Origin of the sequence: Streptomyces sp. RG80 (assembly GCF_040446465.1) — a bacterium.
Classification (GTDB): Bacteria; Actinomycetota; Actinomycetes; order Streptomycetales; family Streptomycetaceae; genus Streptomyces.
Genome location: NZ_JBEAAJ010000002.1, coordinates 728,751 through 745,919, shown reverse-complemented (window position 1 = coordinate 745,919; position 17,169 = coordinate 728,751). Strand labels below are relative to the sequence as shown.

At 72.7% G+C, this 17,169-nt stretch carries 14 protein-coding genes; 4 read left to right on the top strand and 10 right to left on the bottom strand.

All coding sequences use genetic code 11. From position 1 onward, the window contains the following. Positions 1 to 56: 56 nt before the first annotated feature. Together ABKA17_RS09475 and ABKA17_RS09470 are read left to right on the top strand one after the other, a co-directional pair. On the top strand, positions 57 to 839 hold the full coding sequence (locus ABKA17_RS09475; protein ID WP_353691452.1) for an alpha/beta fold hydrolase: 783 nt from the start codon (positions 57 to 59) through the stop codon (positions 837 to 839). 181 nt (positions 840 to 1,020) lie between these two features. Beyond that, on the top strand, positions 1,021 to 3,075 hold the full coding sequence (locus tag ABKA17_RS09470; RefSeq protein ID WP_353691451.1) for a phosphocholine-specific phospholipase C: 2,055 nt from the start codon (positions 1,021 to 1,023) through the stop codon (positions 3,073 to 3,075). A gap of 6 nt (positions 3,076 to 3,081) precedes the next feature. Here ABKA17_RS09470 and ABKA17_RS09465 read toward each other — a convergent pair whose 3' ends face one another. Together ABKA17_RS09465 and ABKA17_RS09460 are read right to left on the bottom strand one after the other, a co-directional pair. Next, positions 3,082 to 4,116, bottom strand: coding sequence for a DMT family protein (locus ABKA17_RS09465; protein WP_353691450.1), 1,035 nt, complete (start codon positions 4,114 to 4,116; stop codon positions 3,082 to 3,084). After that, a complete protein-coding gene (locus ABKA17_RS09460) occupies positions 4,113 to 4,991 on the bottom strand; it encodes a phosphatase PAP2 family protein (protein ID WP_353691449.1) in 879 nt (292 codons plus the stop codon). Before ABKA17_RS09460 ends, ABKA17_RS09465 begins: the two co-directional genes overlap by 4 nt. A 224-nt stretch (positions 4,992 to 5,215) precedes the next feature. Here ABKA17_RS09460 and ABKA17_RS09455 point away from each other — a divergent pair, with 224 nt between their 5' ends. Beyond that, positions 5,216 to 5,830: a TetR/AcrR family transcriptional regulator gene (locus ABKA17_RS09455; protein WP_353691448.1), complete on the top strand. Its 615-nt coding sequence runs from the start codon at positions 5,216 to 5,218 to the stop codon at positions 5,828 to 5,830. A 146-nt stretch (positions 5,831 to 5,976) separates the two neighbouring features. Here ABKA17_RS09455 and ABKA17_RS09450 read toward each other — a convergent pair whose 3' ends face one another. From ABKA17_RS09450 to ABKA17_RS09440, 3 genes are read right to left on the bottom strand one after another with little or no spacing between them, the layout of a single operon-like run. Further along, on the bottom strand, positions 5,977 to 6,996 hold the full coding sequence (locus tag ABKA17_RS09450) for a DUF2510 domain-containing protein (RefSeq protein WP_353691447.1): 1,020 nt from the start codon (positions 6,994 to 6,996) through the stop codon (positions 5,977 to 5,979). Positions 6,997 to 7,054: 58 nt separating this feature from the next. Beyond that, complete coding sequence (locus tag ABKA17_RS09445) at positions 7,055 to 8,209, bottom strand: anhydro-N-acetylmuramic acid kinase (protein WP_353691446.1); 1,155 nt, start codon at positions 8,207 to 8,209, stop codon at positions 7,055 to 7,057. A gap of 4 nt (positions 8,210 to 8,213) precedes the next feature. Next, complete coding sequence (locus tag ABKA17_RS09440; RefSeq protein WP_353691625.1) at positions 8,214 to 9,476, bottom strand: MFS transporter; 1,263 nt, start codon at positions 9,474 to 9,476, stop codon at positions 8,214 to 8,216. A 190-nt stretch (positions 9,477 to 9,666) separates the two neighbouring features. Between ABKA17_RS09440 and ABKA17_RS09435 the strand changes: the two genes are divergently transcribed. Then, positions 9,667 to 12,345, top strand: coding sequence for an ATP-binding protein (locus ABKA17_RS09435; protein ID WP_353691445.1), 2,679 nt, complete (start codon positions 9,667 to 9,669; stop codon positions 12,343 to 12,345). Here the strand turns inward: ABKA17_RS09435 and ABKA17_RS09430 are convergent. The 5 genes from ABKA17_RS09430 to pcaH form a co-directional block, all read right to left on the bottom strand. Beyond that, entirely contained in the window at positions 12,342 to 13,133 is a 792-nt protein-coding gene (locus tag ABKA17_RS09430; RefSeq protein ID WP_353691444.1) for an SDR family NAD(P)-dependent oxidoreductase, read from the bottom strand. The genes ABKA17_RS09435 and ABKA17_RS09430 overlap by 4 nt on opposite strands. Positions 13,134 to 13,207: 74 nt before the next feature. Continuing rightward, the gene (gene pcaDC, locus ABKA17_RS09425; RefSeq protein ID WP_353691443.1) at positions 13,208 to 14,344 is read right to left on the bottom strand and encodes a bifunctional 3-oxoadipate enol-lactonase/4-carboxymuconolactone decarboxylase PcaDC; all 1,137 of its coding nucleotides are present in this window, start codon (positions 14,342 to 14,344) and stop codon (positions 13,208 to 13,210) included. Further along, positions 14,341 to 15,675 carry a 3-carboxy-cis,cis-muconate cycloisomerase gene (gene pcaB / locus ABKA17_RS09420; protein WP_353691442.1) on the bottom strand — a complete coding sequence of 445 codons (1,335 nt, stop codon included), beginning with the start codon at positions 15,673 to 15,675 and terminating at the stop codon, positions 14,341 to 14,343. The genes pcaDC and pcaB overlap by 4 nt, the downstream gene beginning before the upstream one ends. Further along, the gene (gene pcaG, locus ABKA17_RS09415) at positions 15,672 to 16,277 is read right to left on the bottom strand and encodes a protocatechuate 3,4-dioxygenase subunit alpha (RefSeq protein ID WP_353691441.1); all 606 of its coding nucleotides are present in this window, start codon (positions 16,275 to 16,277) and stop codon (positions 15,672 to 15,674) included. The genes pcaB and pcaG overlap by 4 nt, the downstream gene beginning before the upstream one ends. 6 nt (positions 16,278 to 16,283) lie before the next feature. Next, complete coding sequence (gene pcaH, locus ABKA17_RS09410) at positions 16,284 to 17,057, bottom strand: protocatechuate 3,4-dioxygenase subunit beta (RefSeq protein WP_353691440.1); 774 nt, start codon at positions 17,055 to 17,057, stop codon at positions 16,284 to 16,286. Positions 17,058 to 17,169 lie beyond the last annotated feature (112 nt).

Sequence of the window (17,169 nt, the reverse complement as noted above, 5' to 3'; positions counted from 1 at the left end):
GCGGTACGGGGGACCGCACCGGCCCCGGCGACCACCACGTTTCGAACGGAGCCCATGTGATCGGCACCGGCCGCATCCGCCTGTTCCGCACCACCCACGGCCCCGTCACCGCCCCGCCCCTGCTCCTGGTGCACGGCTGGGGCGGCGACGGCCGGGAGTGGTCGCCGCACGCCGAGGCGCTGGCGGACCGGTTCCGGCTGGTCGTCCCGGACCTGCGGGGCCACGGCCGTTCCGAGGTGCCGGAGAGCGGCAACACACCGGTGGAGATGGCGGACGACCTGGCGGCACTGGTCGAGAGCCTCGCCACCGGACCGGTCGTGGCCGTCGGCCACTCCATGGGCGGGCAGGTGGTGAACCTCCTGGCCGTACGCCACCCGCCTCTGGTCCGCTCGGTCGTCGCCCTCGACCCCGCCCACGGTGCCCACGGCGCCGAAGTGGAGCTCATCCCCGCCCGCTCGGCCGCCTACCGGGCCCAAGGGGCCAGGGCGGCGGCCGACTTCGTCGCCGACGCCTTCTCCCCGCACGCACCGCCCGGACTGCGCACCGCCCATGTCCGCACCATGCTCGGCACCCCGGACCACGTCATCGCCCAGTCCTACGCGGGGATGTACACCGACCCCGGCGCGGTCGGCGTCCGCCCGCACAGCGAGGCGTATCTGCGCCGCCGCCGGCGGCCGGCCCTGACCGTATGGACCTCGCGGGAGGCGGCCGCCTGGGAGAGCGGTCTGCCGCAACTGCCGGGCTCCCGGGTGGAGCACTGGCCCGACACGGGCCACTACCTGCACGAGGAGCGCTACGAGCGGACGGTGCGCCTCATCGGGGAATGGGCGGCCCGCTGACCGGACCGTGAGTGTGCCCCGGAACCCCGCGAGGAAACAGCGGCACCACCCGTACCGCCGACTTTCACATGGGCGCCACCAGACCCTTCCCTGACGTTTGGTGCTCTTGGAACACTCGCTGCGCGCACATTCCGTCATGTTCCGGCCATCCGCACCCCTGGATGAGAGGCAGCACCCACCCATGCCCGAAGTCAACCGGCGCAGATTCCTCCAACTCGCGGGCGCCACCTCGGCGTTCACCGCGCTGTCGAGCAGCATCCAGCGTGCTGCCGCGCTCCCGGCGAACCACCGCACGGGGTCGATCCAGGACGTCGAGCACATCGTCGTCCTGATGCAGGAGAACCGCTCCTTCGACCACTACTTCGGATCGCTCAGGGGCGTACGGGGCTTCGGCGACCCCCGGCCGGTCACGCTGGAGAACGGCAAGTCCGTCTGGCACCAGGCGGACCGCAGCGGCAAGGACATCCTGCCCTTCCGTCCCGAGGCCGACGACCTGGGCATGCAGTTCATCCAGGACCTCCCGCACGGCTGGAACGACGGACATGCCGCCTTCAACGGTGGCAAGTACGACAAATGGGTCCCGAACAAGGGCTCCACGACGATGGCGTACCTGAACCGCGAGGACATCCCGTTCCACTACGCCCTCGCCGACTCCTTCACCATCTGCGACGCCTACCACTGCTCGTTCATCGGCTCGACCGACCCCAACCGCTACTACATGTGGACGGGTTACACGGGCAACGACGGACAGGGCGGCGGCCCGGTCCTCGGCAACGACGAGGTCGGCTACGGCTGGACGACCTACCCCGAGCGCCTGGAGAAGGCCGGCGTCTCCTGGAAGATCTACCAGGACGTCGGTGACGGCCTCGACGCGAACGGCTCCTGGGGCTGGATCCAGGACGCCTACCGCGGCAACTACGGCGACAACTCGCTGCTCTACTTCAACCAGTACCGGAACGCGAAGCCCGGCGACCCGCTGTACGACAAGGCCCGCACCGGCACCGACTACACCAAGGGCGAGGGCTACTTCGACCGGCTCAGGGCCGACGTCAAGACCGGGAAGCTCCCGCAGGTCTCCTGGATCGTCGCCCCCGAGGCCTTCACCGAGCACCCCAACTGGCCCGCGAACTACGGCGCCTGGTACATCGCGCAGGTCCTGGACGCGCTCACCTCCGACCCGGAGGTCTGGGCGAAGACGGCCCTCTTCGTCACCTATGACGAGAACGACGGCTTCTTCGACCACGTCGTCCCCGCGTATCCGGCGGGCTCCGCCGCGCAGGGCAAGTCCACCGTCGACCCCGCCCTCGACCTGTACAAGGGCGACAGCACTCACCCCGCCGGCCCCTACGGCCTCGGCCAGCGCGTCCCCATGCTCGTCGTCTCGCCCTGGAGCAAGGGCGGTTACGTCTGCTCCGAGACGCTCGACCACACCTCGATCATCCGCTTCCTGGAGACCCGCTTCGGCGTCCACGAGCCCAACATCTCGCCCTGGCGGCGCGCGATCTGCGGCGATCTGACCTCGGCCTTCGACTTCTCCCGCAAGGACACCAAGCCGGTCGCCCTCCCGGACACCGACGGCTACGAACCGCCGGACCGGGAGCGCCACCCCGACTATGTGCCGACCCCGCCCGCCGCGGGCGCCCTGCCCAAGCAGGAGCGCGGCCCGCGCCCCACCCGCCCCCTCAAGTACGCCCCACGCGTGGACGGTTCCGTCGACGCGGCGAACGGGAAGTTCACCCTGAGCTTCGCCTCCGGCGCCAAGGCGGGAGCCGCCTTCCATGTGACGTCGGGCAACCGCACCGACGGCCCCTGGAGCTATACGACCGAGGCCGGCAAGTCCGTCGCGGACACCTGGAACTCGGCGTACTCGGGCGGCTCGTACGACCTGACCGTGCACGGCCCGAACGGTTTCGTGCGCTCCTTCAAGGGCGCGAACAAGACGGCCGGTCCCGAGGTCACCGCGCGCCACACCGGCGACGACATCGAGCTGACCTTCACCAACAAGGGCACCGGCACGGTCCGGCTCAAGGTCGTGAGTGGCTACGGCGGCAGGGCCCGCACCTTCACCGTGCGGCCCGGCACCACCGTACGGACCTGCGTGGACCTCGCGGTGAGCCGGCGCTGGTACGACCTGACCGTCACCTCCGACGGTGACCCCGCCTTCCTGCGGAGGTTCGCCGGGCACGTGGAGAACGGGCGGCCCGGCGTGAGCGACCCGGCGATCATCACCGAGTAGCGCGGCTCACAGCGGCGTGAGATGCCCCGGCCCGGGCTGCCGGGGCATCAACGCCGGTTCGGGCGAGGCCGTCGCGGGTTCTAGCGCGAGTACGGCGGCGACCGGGTGCTCGTGGTCGGCGGTCACGAGGACGCGGTCGTAGGGCCGGTCCGCCGCGGCGGAGTCCTCGTACAGCTGCCCCACGCCGACGATGTCGTCGTACGGCTGATCCGCCACCGCCACGTCCGGTGTCGCCCGGCTCAGCAGCACCACACCCCACGCGGAGAGCCCCGCGCCGGCCAGCGCCAGCAGGACGCCCGCCGCGCCGCCCTGGAGGCTCTCGCCCAGCAGGGAGAGGCCGATGACCGCGGCGGCCACCGGATTCGCCAGGGTCACCACCGCGAGCGGGGCGCCCAGACCGCCCCGGTAGGCGACCTGGGACAGCAGCAGACCGCCCGCCGCGAACGCCGCGACCAGCAGCGTCACTCCGACGACCTGCACACTCAGCAGGGAGTCCGAGCGGTCGGTGGCGGCCACCGTCACGGTCTGTGTGAGCGCCGAGGCCACTCCGGAGGCCACCCCGGAGGCGGACGCGTGCCGCAGACCGGGCCGGGTGCCGCGCCGGGCCAGCAGCCCGATCACCGCGGCCGTCCCACCGGCGACGGCCAGCGCCTCGGGCACGCTGAGCACGTCGTCGGGCGCGGGACCGGTGGCCGTGACGAGGATCGCGGCCAGACCGATCAGGGTGTACGCCGTACCGCGCCACTCCGTCGCGCTGACCCGCCGGCCCGCCACCCGCGCGCCCATCGGCACCGCGGCGACCAGGGTGAGCGCGCCGAGCGGCTGGACCACGGTCAGCGGGCCGTACTTCAGGGCCACCACGTGCAGCAGGGCGGCCGCGGCGTTCAGCACCACGGACCCCCACCAGGCGCCCGAGCCCAGCATGCGCAGCATCCCCGCGCCGGGGTCGCGGGAGGCCAGCCGCTCCTGGGCGACGGCCGCGGCCGCGTAGGCGACGGCGGAGAACAGCGACAGGACGACGGCGAGGGCGGTGGCGCTCATCGGTCCGCTCCGACCAGCACGTTCTTCTCCTCTGCCGATGCCGATGCCGATGCCGATGGCGATGCCGATGGCGATGCCGATCCTGATGCCGTCGCCGGACGCGGTGTCGTGTCCGCCGCCCCGTCCGCCGTCGGCTTGTCAGCCGGCCGCTCCGTGCGGTGCGGCGGGCGGAACACCGCGAGCGCGATGCCGAGCATGGCGGCCGCCACGATGGCGTCGAGCCAGTAGTGGTTGGCGGTTCCCACGATCACCACCAGCGTCACCAGCGAGTGCAGCAGCCACAGCCAGCGCAGGCGGGAGTGGGTGGCCGCGATCAGGCCGATCGCCACCATCAGGGCCCAGCCGAAGTGCAGTGACGGCATCGCCGCGAACTGGTTGGAGAGGTGGTCCGAGGACGGTGGGCCGTAGACCGAGGGCCCGTAGACGTGCGCGGTGTCGACGAGTCCCGTGGCGGCCAGCATCCGCGGCGGCGCGAGCGGGAAGACGAAGGGCAGCACCAGGGCCGCGGAGGTGAGCGCGGCGAGGACCCGGCGGGCCCACACGTAGTGCGCCGGGCGGCGCAGGTACAGCCAGATCAGGAAGGCCGCGGTGGCCGGGAAGTGGACCGTCGCGTAGTAGGTGTTCGCGATGTGGACGAGGGAGTCGCCGTGCAGCAGCAGGTCCTGGATGTCGCCCTCGCCGGGCAGCCGGAGGGCTCGTTCCAGATCCCACACGCGGTGCGCGTTGCGGAACGCTTCGCCGGTGTGCCCGGTCGCCAGCTGACGGCCGAGCTTGTAGACGAGGAAGAGTCCTACGACGAGCAGGAGCTCACGGACGAGCGGCGGCCGCGCTGTCGCGCGGGTCTCCACTTCGGAAGGCTCGGTGCGGGCATTCATCCCCCGGCCCCTTCGCTGACGGTGGTGCGGGCTGAGCTGTTGACTCGTCTGGTGCGGCGAACTCATCGGGCTCATCGATACGGGTTCGTACCGATACGCCAGTGTACCGATACGGTCGAGTACCGGTACACTCGCGTATCGATAGAGATACGCCACACTGGAAGCAACCCCGCTCCACCTTGTATGAAGTCGCTCAAGCCCCACTCGAACGAGGAGAAGAGCCGATGACGTCGCAGGCCGCGGACGGACCGGAGACGGTCGCCGCCTCGCGCCGCTCCAAGATCACGCCCGAGCGTGAGCAGGAGTTCTTCGACGCCGTGCTCGAACAGGTCCGCGAGTGCGGCTATGAGGCCGTGACCATGGAAGGTGTCGCCGCCACCACCCGGTGCAGCAAGTCCACGCTCTACCGGCAGTGGAAGACCAAACCCCAGTTCGTGGTGGCCGCGCTGCGCTCCCGTCGCCAGTCGAAGTTCGACGGCATCGATACAGGATCGCTTGCGGAGGACTTGCGTGAGGTGGCGCGGGCCGCGGGACGCTGGTCGAATAAAGACACCAAGCTGCTCCAGGCCCTCGGACACGCCGTCACACAGGACCCGGAGCTGGCGCAGGCACTGCGGGAGGCGCTCGTCGACCCGGAGATCGCGTCGCTGAAGGAGATCCTGCAGCGCGGGGTCGACCGGGGCGAGGTCACCGAAGGGCATCCGGCGCTGGAGTACATCCCGGCCCAGATGTTCGGCGTGATCCGGGCGCGGCCCATCGTGGACGGGGAGTACGCCGATCCGAACTATCTGGTCTGCTTCGTGGAGGCCGCGGTGCTCCCCGCACTGGGGCTCACCTGAGACCCAGGCCGCCGTCCATGGGATGACTGGACGGTGACCTGCTCGCGCCGCACCGTGGGGACGGGGGCGGCGCGCACCCCCCGGCCGGGTGGGGTTCCTCTTGAGCGGAGAGGCGCTCCACCCGGCCGACGGGTTTCCCGCAGGGGTCAGACGTCCTGGCCGCTGCCGCCGCCCGTCGAGACCTTGATCCCCTTGGTGATCTCGTCGATCACCGACTGCTTCTCCCCGACGTCGACACCGAAGCGCACGACGACGATCTGCTGCGCGTTCGCGGGGGAGGGGAAGGCCAGCGACTCGACATAGCCGTCGGCGCCCTTGCTGGTGACCGCCTTCCAGCGGACCAGATAGCCCTTCTGCCCGGCGACCGTCACGGCCTTGGAGGCCAGCACCTCGTGCGAGGTGATCGAACCGTAGGTCTTGCCGCCGTAGGACTGCTCGGCGTTCGCCTTGATGTCCGCCTTGGCGATCTGCTCGGGCGTCGTGCCCGCGGTGCCCAGCAGCGTGGCGGGCGCCGAGTACGCGCCGCCCTTGGTGCAGGTCTGGGAGGTCTCGCCCGGGCACTGGTAGGAGTCGTTGGAGGTGACCGAGGCACCGGCCTGGATCTGCTGGCCGTACCAGTCGTCCGGGATCGGGATGCTGATCCCGCTGATCGCGTCGGTCACCGAGCCGCTCTCGATCTTCGGCGCCTCGGACTGCTCGGGCGAGGGCGACGAACCGCCGGAACCGCCCGGGCCTCCGGAGCCGCCGTTCCCGCCGGGTCCGCCCTGGCCGCCCGTGGAGCCGCCCGGTCCGCCCTGGCCACCGGTGCCCGGTCCGCCCGACCCCTGCTGCGAGCTGGCGCTGCCGCTGCCGGAGTCGTCGCGGGCCAGCGCCCACACGCCCACACCGATGGCGGCGAGGACCGCGACGGCCACCGTCACGGCTATGCCCGTGCGCAGACCGCGCCGCCCGCCGGCCGGCGGCTGGCCGGGATAGGCCGGATAGCCCGGATACGCCGGATAGGCCCCCGCGTCGGGGGTCTGCGCCGCAGGACCCCATACGGCGGCCGATCCCGCGGGGCGGGTCTGGTCCGTCCATGCCTTGCCGTCCCACCAGCGCTCGGTGGCGGGACCGTCACTTGTCTGCCCGGGATCGGGGTACCACCCGGGAGGAGTCACCTGCGTCATGCCACCACCGTATGAGGCGTCGGTGAAAGGCGGATGAGAGGGCCCGGCCGAATTCCGGTCACTCCAGTACGAGTCGTACAGGTTTCTCTTCCGCGGGCGGCGGCAGCCGCAGTCCGCCTCGGCCCGGAGTCACCGAACCGAGCACCCGCGCGTGCCGGGCTCCGGTGCTCGCGGGCACGGTCCCGGGCAGTCCGTGCGCGGTCAGAAATCCCAGTACGGCGAAGGCGTACGCCTCCTTCGCGTCCGACGGCAGCCCCAGCTCGTCGGAGGTCCGCAGCGCGATGCCCGGCAGAGCCGCTGCCAGCATGCCCAGCAGTACCGGATTACGGGTCCCGCCGCCCGAGGCGATCACCTCCGTCGCCCGCATCGAGCGGACCGCGTCGGCCACCGTCCGGGCGGTGAGCGCGGTCAGCGTGGCGACCACGTCCTCGGCCGGCAGCGTCCCGGACCCGGCCAGGGCGTCCTGCAGATGCCCGAGGTGGAACAGTTCCTTCCCGGTCGTCTTGGGCGGCGGCAGCGCGTAGTACGGCTCGGCGAGGAGCCGCTCCAGCAGTACCTCGCGCACCGTCCCGCGCGCGGCCAGCGCCCCGTCGGCGTCGTAGGACAGGCGCCCGCCGCTGAACCCCCGGGCGGCCGCGTCGATCAGCGCGCATCCCGGGCCGGTGTCGAAGGCGGTCCCGTCGGGTGCGGTGAGGTTGGCGATGCCGCCGAGGTTGAGCGCGACCGGCGTGCCCGGGCGGCCGCGCAGCCACAGCAGGTCGACCAGGCTGACCAGCGGCGCGCCCTGACCGCCGGCGGCGATGTCACGCGGCCGGAAGTCGGCGACCACGGGCAGTCCGGTCGCCTCGGCGATCCAGGCGGGCTGCCCGATCTGCAAGGTGCCGTGCACGGTGGCGCCGGTGGCCCAGTGGTACACGGTCTGTCCGTGCGAGGCGACCAACTCGGCCCGTCCCGCGCACAGTTCGTGATCCGCCCGCACGGCCGCCGCCGCGAAGGCCTGCCCGACGAGGGTGTCCAGCCGGCACACCTCGGCCATGGAGGTGGTGCCGGGAGGCAGCGCCGCCGCGAGCGCCTCGCGCAGTTCGTCGTCGTACGCCTCGCTCACCATCCCCAGCGGTCTCAGGACCAGGCTGTCGCCGACGAGCTCCAGGTCGGCCGCCGCCGCGTCGATGGCGTCGTACGACGTGCCGGACATCAGACCGATCACCCGCATACGTTCAACCCGCCTTCCTCGCAGGGGACTTGATCAGGGCGAGCGCGCTCACCGCGCAGGTCGCCGCCGCGTAGTACCCCGGGATGTCCACGTTCCCGGTGCGCTCCACCGTCTTGGTGATGATGAGCCCCGCGCAACCCGAGAACACCGCATTGGACAGCGCGTAGGCGAGTCCCAGACCGGTGTAGCGCACGTTCGTGGGAAACAGCTCCGCCAGCATCGCGGGCCCCGGGCCCGCCATCAGCCCCACCACGGCCCCCGCCCCGCACACCGCCAAGCCCTTCACGGCGTTCGAAGTCCCGGTGTCCTGAAGGAGGTTGAGCAGCGGAACCGCGAGCGCTGCGACCAGGAGTGCCCCGGTGAGCATCACCGGCCTGCGCCCCACCCGGTCGCTGAGCAGCCCCGCGGGCAGGATGGTCGCCGCGAAGCCCAGATTGGCCAGCACCGTGGCGAGAAGCGCCTGCCGGAAGGTCGCGTCCAGGGTGCTCTGGAGATACGAGGGCAGCACGACCAGGAAGGTGTACCCGGCCGCCGCCCAGCCCATGATCCGCCCCGCGCCGAGCGCGACGGCCCCCGCCACCCGGCGCGCCGGCGGACGTTCGGCCTCGTGGTCCTCCTGGAACGCGGGCGTCTCGTCCAGCCGCAGCCTCAGCCACAGCGCCCCGAGCCCCAGCGGCAACGTCAGCAGGAACGGCAGCCGCCATCCCCAGTCGCCCAGTTGCTCCTCCGTCAGAAGGGTCGCCAGCAGCGCCGCGGCCCCCGCACCGCCGAGCAGGCCGAGCGCCACCGTGAACGACTGCCACGCCCCGTACAGCCCCCGTCGCCCGGTCGGCGCGAACTCGGTCATCACCGACACCGCCCCGCCGAACTCCCCACCCGCCGACAGTCCCTGAAGGATCCTCAGGAACGTGAGCAGCCAGGGCGCCAGAGCACCGACCTGGGCGTACGTCGGCAGCGCGCCGATGAGCGTCGTCGCGCCCGTCATCAGCACGATCACCAGGATCAGCACCGGCCGCCGCCCGATCCGGTCGCCGAGCCGGCCGAACAGGGCCGCGCCGACGGGCCGGAAGAAGAACGCCAGCGCGAACGACGCGTACGTCCTGACCAGCGCCTCCGCCTCACCGCCGCCCTCCGGGGTGAAGAAGCGGGCCGCGATGATCGTGGCGAAGTAGCCGTAGACGCCGAACTCGTACCACTCGATGAAGTTGCCGACCGACCCCGCGACCAGTGCGCGGCGGGACCCGCCGGACTTCCGATCTTGGAAAATGCGCTCCTCCTCCGGTTTTTGACGCTCGGTCAAATGGCTGGCGCAGCAGGTCACAGGCCTGATGCGTCGCCTGTCCGAAACCGCTGTCACCCATCAAGGCAACAGCTGCCCGGACCGCCCTCCGCATAGGCAACCGGACGGCTACGCTCGAGGTCTGTACGTCGTTCGGGCGACATTGGGGAGGTACGGGATGACGGAGGAACGGCCCACATCGGGCCCCTCGGCCTCCCTGTGGGAGCGCGAACAGGAGGTCGCCACCGTCGAGCTGGCGATCGACACCCTCTGCGCCGACCGCTCGTCCTCGGGCAGCCTGCTGGTGTTCCGGGGCGAGGCCGGACTCGGCAAGACCGCGCTGCTCACCGAGACCCGCCGGATCGCCGAGGCACGCGGCTGCACCGTCTGGTCGGCCCGCGGCGGCGAGACCCTCAGGTCCGTCCCCTTCAACGTGGTCCGGCAGCTGCTCCAGCCGGCCCTGGTCTCCCTCATGCCGGAGGAGGCCCGCGAGTACCTCGGCGACTGGTACGACATCGCAGGCCCCGCCCTCGGCATCACCGAACCCGGCGACCGCCAGGCCGATCCGCAGGGCGTGTGCGACGGCCTGGTCGCCGCGGTGCGCCGGCTCGCCCGCCGCGACTGGCCGCTCGTCCTCGTCATCGACGACGCGCACTGGGCGGACCAGGAGACCCTGCGCTGGCTCGCCGCGTTCGCCGAGCGCCTCGACGACCTGTCGGTCCTGGTCGTGGTGGCCCGCCGCCCGGGAGACGTCACCGGCGAGAGTGCCCGGCACCTCGACGCCGTCGCCGAGGGCGGCCCCGTCAGCACGCTCAGCGCCCTCACCCCGGAAGCCACCGCCGGCCTCACCCGCGCCACCCTGGGCGCCCACGCCGACGCCCCGTTCTGCCGCGAGGTGTGGGCCGTCACCGGCGGCAACCCCTACGAGACCGTCGAGCTCCTCGCCAAGGTCCAGGACAGCGAACTCGAACCCGTCGAGGCCCAGGCCTGCGAGCTGCGCGCGCTGAACCGCTCCGCGCGCGGCGGCGGACTCGTCGCCCGTCTGGAGGGGCTCGGCATCGAGGCCACCCGGTTCGCCTGGGCGGCCGCCATCCTCGGCACCGGCATCTCCGTCGAGCTGGTGGCCAAGCTCGCCACCATGAGCCGCGAGGACGCCGTCCGCTGCGCCGAACTCCTGCGCACCGCCCGCATCCTGACCGAACCCGACCCGTCCGCCGTCCCCGCCGACGACGGCGACCTGGAGTTCGTCCACCCCCTCATCGCCACCGCCGTCTACAACTCCATCCCCGACGCCCTGCGCACCGCCATGCACGGCATCGCCGCCCAGGTCGTCGCCGACTCCGGGCTCGGCCCCGCCATGGCCTCCCGCCACCTGCTCCAGGTGCACCCGGACGACGACGAGGAACTCGTCGAGCAGCTGCGCGAGGCCGCCCGTGAACACGTAGCCGTCGGCGCCCCCGACGCGGCCCGCCGCTGTCTGGAGCGCGCGCTCAAGGAACCGCCGCTCCCGGAGACCCACGCGCGCGTGCTGTACGAACTCGGCTGCGCCACCCTGCTGACCGCGCCCGCCACCACCGTCGACCACCTCCAGTCCGCGCTCGCCATGCCCGGCCTGGACGGCGCCGAACGCGTCGACGCCGTCTTCCGCCTCTCCCAGGCCCTGCTCCACAACGACCAGCTGGAGGACGCCGTCCGCACGGTCGAGGCGGAGGCCGCCCGGCTCGGACCCGGCCCCGCCCAACTGCGGCTCCAGGCCGTGCAGTACATGTGGGAGGGCATCCACGCGGGCGAGGCCAGCTCCCCGGGCCGCTCCGAGCGGCTCGCCGAACTCGCCGCGACCTGCACCGGCCGCGACAACCCCGAGCGCGCCCTGCTCATCCTGCGCGGCTTCGACGCCATGACCCACGGCGAGAACGCGGAGATCGTCGTCGAACTGAGCGACCGCGCCCTCGTCAACGGCCGCCTAGCCCCCGGGCTCGGCTGGACCGACACCGAGTGGGGCGTCGAGATCCTCATGATGCTGGCCAGCTCCTACACCTACACCGACCGCCTCGACCGCGCCGAGAGCATGTTCACCGAGGCCCTGCGCACCTACGAGTCGGCCGGCTGGAGCGGCGGCCACCTCTCCCTGGCGCACGCCTTCCTCGGCTTCTCGCACCGCCGGCGCGGCCGTCTGCGGGAGGCCGAGGCCACCTTGCGCGAATCGCTGCGCATCGCCGAGCGCGTCGGCCGCGGACTGCCCCTGTACTGGTCGGCGACCTGCAACCTCGTCGACACGCTCCTCGCCCGCGGCCATGTCGAGGAGGCCTGGGAGATCGCCGAACAGTACGGCTTCGCCCCGCCCTACCCGTCCACCATCGTGCTGCCCGACCCCCGCTCGGTACGCGGCCGGCTGCTTCTCGCCGTCGGCCGCACCCAGGACGCGATCAACGAACTGGAGGCCGCCGAGAAGGCGGCGACCGCCCGCGGCCACCACAACCCCGTGATGGTCCCCTGGGCGCTCGACCTGGCCCGCGCCCTCGCCACACAGGACCCGGGCCGCGCCGCCCAGCTCGCCTCCGACGCCCGGCGCCGCGCCGAGCGCTTCGGCACGGACACGGCGATCGGCGAGGCCCTGCGCTGCGCCGCGGCACTGGAGACCGGACAGCGCGCGGTACGGCTCCTGTCCCAGGCGGTCACCTACCTGGAGGCGTCCCCCTGCCAGTACGAACACGCGGCCGCGCGCGTGGAGTACGGAATCGCCGCCCGCTCGGTCGCCGAGATCAACCGCGGCCTGGCGCTGGCGCGTTCGTGCGGCGCGGACGGACTGGTCACCCAGGCACGGGAGGTGCTGGAGACGGGCCGCGGCCTTCGTTAGAGCGACAGCAACTGGTCGGTGACCGCCGTCAGCCGCTTCTGTACGTCCCTGTCGTACGCCGCCTCGTGCGCCCTCGACGGACTCGTACCGTCGAAGTAGCCGCCCGTCCCGAGGTCCCGCGTGGCCAGCGCCAGGACGCCCGGCGCCCCGTCCGCCACCGTGCTCCACGGCGCGACCCCGCCCTCGCGGACCATCGCGGTGTCCATGAACGTCGCCGGGTGCAGGACGTTCACCGCGACGCCCGTGCCGGCCAACTCCTCGGCGAGGGCGAACGTATGGGCCGCCAGTGCGAACTTGGCGCGCGTGTACGCCGCGAAACCGTCGTAGCCGCGCCGGAACTCGATGTCGTCGAAGCTGACGGGCTCCTGACCCACCGAGCCCACGTTGACGATCCGGGCCGGCGGGTTGCCCCGCAGCACCGGCAGCAGCGCCCGGGTCAGCGCGACCGGCGCCAAGTAGTCGACCGCCAGGCGCAGTTCGTGACCGTCGACGCTCAGTTCCCGCCCGGCGCCCGGCGCACCCGCCCCCACACCGGCGTTGTTGATCAGCACGTCCAGCTCGGGATGCGCCCGAGCGACCCGCGCGCCCAGCTCCCGTACCTCGGACAGCGAGGCCAGGTCCGCCACGAACGCCTCGGCGGCGCCCTCGGTGCGCAGCTCCTCGACGAGCCGTTCGGTACGGGCCGCATCGCGCCCGTGGGCGAGGACGACATGGCCGGCGCGGACCAGCTCGAAGGCGACGTACCGGCCGAGTCCGGAGGTGGCACCGGTGATCAGAATCGTGGACATGCCTCCACCGTAGGCGCGCGGTGCGGGGCGGTGGAGGCGGCTGCCTGGTGCTGTCGGGGCTACGACCCGCAGGGTCACCCTTCGGGCGGCCCGTCCGGCTCCTCCTCCGCCAGCACCCGCTGGGCCGCGGCGAACGCCGAGTTGGCCGCCGGGACCCCGCAGTACACGGCGGTCTGGAGCAGCACCGCGCCGATCTCGTCCGGCGTCAGCCCGTTGCGCCGGGCCGCCCGGACATGCATGGCCAGCTCGTCGTAGTGGCCGTGCGCGACCAGCGCCGTCAGGGTGATCATGCTGCGCTCGCGGCGGCTGAGCGTGGGGTCGGTCCAGATCTCGCCCCACGCGTAGCGCGAGATGAAGTCCTGGAAACGCGCGGTGAAGGGCGACTGCCGGGACTGCGCGCGGTCCACGTGCGCGTCGCCGAGCACCTCGCGCCGAACCTCCATGCCCCGCTGGGCGCCCCCGTCGAAGTGGGCGCGCAGGGCGGTCAGTACGGCCTCCGGGCACTGCGCGACCGCCAGGTGCGAGGCGCCCGGGATCTCGACGAGCGCGGCGCCCGGCACCGCGTCGGCGATCTCCCGCAGATGCGCGGGCGGGGTCGCCGGGTCCTGGCGGCCCGCGACGAGCAGGGTCGGCGCGGCGATCTCCGCCAGCCGGTCCCGGAGGTCGAAGGCGCCGAGCGCGTCGCAGCAGGCGGCGTACCCCTCGGGGTCGGCGTCCCGGTGGTCCTCGACGAGCCGGGGCACCGTGAAACCGGGCGTGAACCAGCGGGCGTCGGCGCTCTCCACCAGCCAGTCCATGCCCTCGGCCCGCACCCGGGCGGCCCGCTCCTCCCAGGACTTCGACCCGTTGAAGTGGGCCGACGAGCAGATCACGGCCAGCGACGAGAGCCGCTCGGGGTGGTGGACGGCCAGGTGCAGCCCGACCGCCCCGCCCAGTGACACCCCGGCGTAGGCGAACCGTTCGACGCCGAGCGAGTCGGCGAGCGCGATCACCAGGTCCGCGAGGTCACCGACACCGGCGCCCGGACCGATCAGGTCGGCCGCGCTGCCGCCGTGCCCCGGCAGATCCCAGCGGATCACCCGGTGCGTGATCGACAGCTCCGGCGCGACCTTGTCCCACAGGGCGTACGACGTCCCGAGCGAGGGCCCGAGCAGCAGCGGCGGAGCCGAAGCGGGCCCCTCGGTACGGTGGTTGAGGAGTTTTGTGGTCAACGTCGCTCCAGAGCACGGTCGGTGAGGGTGGCGGCGGCGCCCGTGTACTGGGCGGGGTCGACGAGCCCGGCGAGGTCGACGCCCTTCAACTCCGGTTCCTCCGCCATGAGTTCGCCGAGGCCGCGGCCCTCGGCGTAGGTGCGCCGGGCCAGTTCCGTCAACAGCGCCTTGGCGCGGGCCCGGCCCAGCACGGGGGCCAGCTCGGCGGAGAGCCGCTCGGAGACGATCAACCCGTGGGTGAGGTCGAGGTGTTCACGCATGACGTCCGCGTTGACGCGCAGACCCTCGGCCAGTTCGGCGGCGTCCCGCGCGGCGCCGCCGACCAGCCGCAGCAGGTCCCGCAGCGGCTCCCACTCGGCGTGCCAGGCCCCGGCCGGCCGCTCGTCCTCGGCGGCCAGCGACCCGTACAGCGTGGCCGCCGACTGCGGTGCCCGCCGGGCCGCGGCGGCGATCAGCGTGGCCCGGACGGGATTGGCCTTGTGCGGCATCGCCGACGAGCCGCCGCCGCTGCCCTCCGCGACCTCGGCGATCTCGGTACGGGCCAGCGTGAGCACGTCCACGGCGACCTTGCCGAGCGCCCCCGCCGCGAAGGCCAGGCACCCGGCGAGATCGGCGATCGGGGTGCGCAGGGTGTGCCAGGGCAACTCGGGCGCGCTCAGGCCGAGTTCCCGCGCGTACGCAGCCGGAAGGAGCGTCGGGTCCGTGGCGCCGTACGCGGTGAAGGCGGCCAGGGTCCCGGCGGCGCCGCCGAGTTGGGCGGGAGCCGAGTTCCGTACGGCCGTGATCCGGTCCCGGGCGTCCAGCACCAGTGCGCGCCACCCGGCCGCCTTCAGCCCGAAGGTCGTCGGCACGGCGTGCTGGGTGAGGGTGCGTCCCGGCATCACGGTGTCCCGGTGCTCGGCGGCGAGCCGGGCCAGCGCGGCCTCGGTGCGTCCGAGGTCGGCGCGGACCAGATCGAGGGTGCGCACCGCGACGAGCATCGTCGCGGTGTCCAGGATGTCCTGGCTGGTTGCGCCCCGGTGCACATACGACCCGTACTCCGCGCCCACCGCCTTCGTCAGGTCGGCGACGAGCGGGATCACCGGGTTGCCGCCCGCGCGTGCGCGTACGGCGATGTCCCGGGCGTCGAAGCTCCCCGACCCGGCGGCCGCGGTCACCGCCGTGGCCGCCGCCTCGGGGGCCAGTCCGAGCACGGCCTGGGCGCGGGTCAGCGCGGCCTCCGCGTCGAGCAGCGCCCGCAGATACGCGGCGTCGCTCGTCGCGGCGGCTGCGGGGGAACCGGCCCACCCGGGGGCGAGCAGTCCGGCGTCCGACTCCGGGGCAGATGTCACTGGAACTCCAGGAAGACCGTCTCGCCTTCGCCCTGAAGGCGGATGTCGAAACGGTAGGTCCCCCGGCCGTCGTCCGCCGCGATCAGCGTGCCCCGGCGCGCCTCGTCCACCTGGGCCAGCAGCGGGTCGGCGGCGAGTGCCGCGTCGTCGCCGGGCAGGTAGATCCGGGTGTAGAGGTGCACGAGGAGACCCCGCGCGAAGACGCACACGCTCAGGTACGGGGCGCTGTGCCCGCGCGCGCCCGGCCGCAGTGTCCGCGCGGACCAGTGGCCGTTGGCGTCGGTCTGGATACGCCCCCAGCCGGTGAACTCCACGCCGTTGCGCCCGAGGAAACCGCCGGACGCCGGGTCGCGCCGCATCGAGCCGTCGACCGTCGACAGGTTGCCGTCCGGATCGGCGCCCCACAGCTCCACGAACGCGTCCGGCAGCGGATTGCCCTCACCGTCGCGGATGTAGCCCTGGACGGCGATGGTGTCCGGGTGGCCGAGGGGCGCGATGTCGCCGCCGCCCGGGAAGGGCAGGGCGTGCCCGTAGAAGGGCCCGACCGTGTGCGACGGAGTGGGCAGCACCGTCTCGGGACGGCTGGTGTCGATCTTCGTCATGGCAGGTCAGCGCCCTTCTTCGATCCAGGTGGCGTGCGGGCCGTCGAGCACGATGTCCCAGTGGTAGCCCATCGAGAACTCCGGCACCGAAAGGTTGTGGTCGTACGTCGCGACGAGGCGCTGGCGGGCCGCGTCGTCCGTCACCGACTGGATGATCGGGTCGTAGGGGAACAGCGGGTCGGCCGGGAAGTACATCTGCGTCACCAGCCGCTGGGTGAACGCCGAGCCGAAGAGCGAGAAATGGATGTGCGCGGGCCGCCAGGCGTTGAGGTGCTGCCGCCAGGGGTACGGGCCGGGCTGGATCGTGGTGAAGTGGTAGTGCCCGTCGTTGTCGGTGAGGGTGCGGCCGACGCCGGTGAAGTTCGGGTCCAGCGGGGCGTCGTGCTGCTCGCGCTGATGGGCGTACCGGCCGGCCGAGTTGGACTGCCATATCTCGACGAGCTGCCCCCGGATCGGGCGCCCGTCGCGGTCGAGCAGCCGCCCCGAGACGGTGATCCGCTCACCGATCGGCTCGCCGTTGTGCTGCCGGGTGAGGTCGTTGTCGATCTCGGTGATGTCCCGCTCGCCGAAGGCGGGGGAGTGCAGCTCCACCAGCTCCGGGTCCTTGGTCACGTCGATGGTGATCGGCGGCTGCTGGGGGTGGCGCAGGACCGAGGAGCGGTACGGCGCGTAGTCGCGGCGCGGCTGGTGCTCGACGGGGGCCCCGTCGGCGACGCGCTTCTCGTAGGCGGCGTGCTCGGCGGCGATTTCCTGGTCGATGTCGTGCTGGGTGAGAGTCATGGGGAGGTCCTGGGGTTCTCTGATGCTCGGGGGCGGTGTCGCGCCCCCGAAGGGGCGCGGGGCTGTATTGATGTGCGGCTCTGCCGCGTGGGCGCGACCAGCCACGGACGGC

Excerpts from the sequence above, each read along its gene's own strand:
- ABKA17_RS09470 (WP_353691451.1), top strand. The coding sequence starts at position 1,021 with ATGCCCGAAGTCAACCGGCGCAGATTCCTCCAACTCGCGGGCGCCACC.
- ABKA17_RS09465 (WP_353691450.1), bottom strand. The coding sequence starts at position 4,116 with ATGAGCGCCACCGCCCTCGCCGTCGTCCTGTCGCTGTTCTCCGCCGTC.
- ABKA17_RS09460 (WP_353691449.1), bottom strand. The coding sequence starts at position 4,991 with ATGAATGCCCGCACCGAGCCTTCCGAAGTGGAGACCCGCGCGACAGCG.
- ABKA17_RS09455 (WP_353691448.1), top strand. The coding sequence starts at position 5,216 with ATGACGTCGCAGGCCGCGGACGGACCGGAGACGGTCGCCGCCTCGCGC.
- ABKA17_RS09450 (WP_353691447.1), bottom strand. The coding sequence starts at position 6,996 with ATGACGCAGGTGACTCCTCCCGGGTGGTACCCCGATCCCGGGCAGACA.
- ABKA17_RS09445 (WP_353691446.1), bottom strand. The coding sequence starts at position 8,209 with ATGCGGGTGATCGGTCTGATGTCCGGCACGTCGTACGACGCCATCGAC.
- ABKA17_RS09435 (WP_353691445.1), top strand. The coding sequence starts at position 9,667 with ATGACGGAGGAACGGCCCACATCGGGCCCCTCGGCCTCCCTGTGGGAG.
- ABKA17_RS09430 (WP_353691444.1), bottom strand. The coding sequence starts at position 13,133 with ATGTCCACGATTCTGATCACCGGTGCCACCTCCGGACTCGGCCGGTAC.
- pcaG (WP_353691441.1), bottom strand. The coding sequence starts at position 16,277 with ATGACGAAGATCGACACCAGCCGTCCCGAGACGGTGCTGCCCACTCCG.
- pcaH (WP_353691440.1), bottom strand. The coding sequence starts at position 17,057 with ATGACTCTCACCCAGCACGACATCGACCAGGAAATCGCCGCCGAGCAC.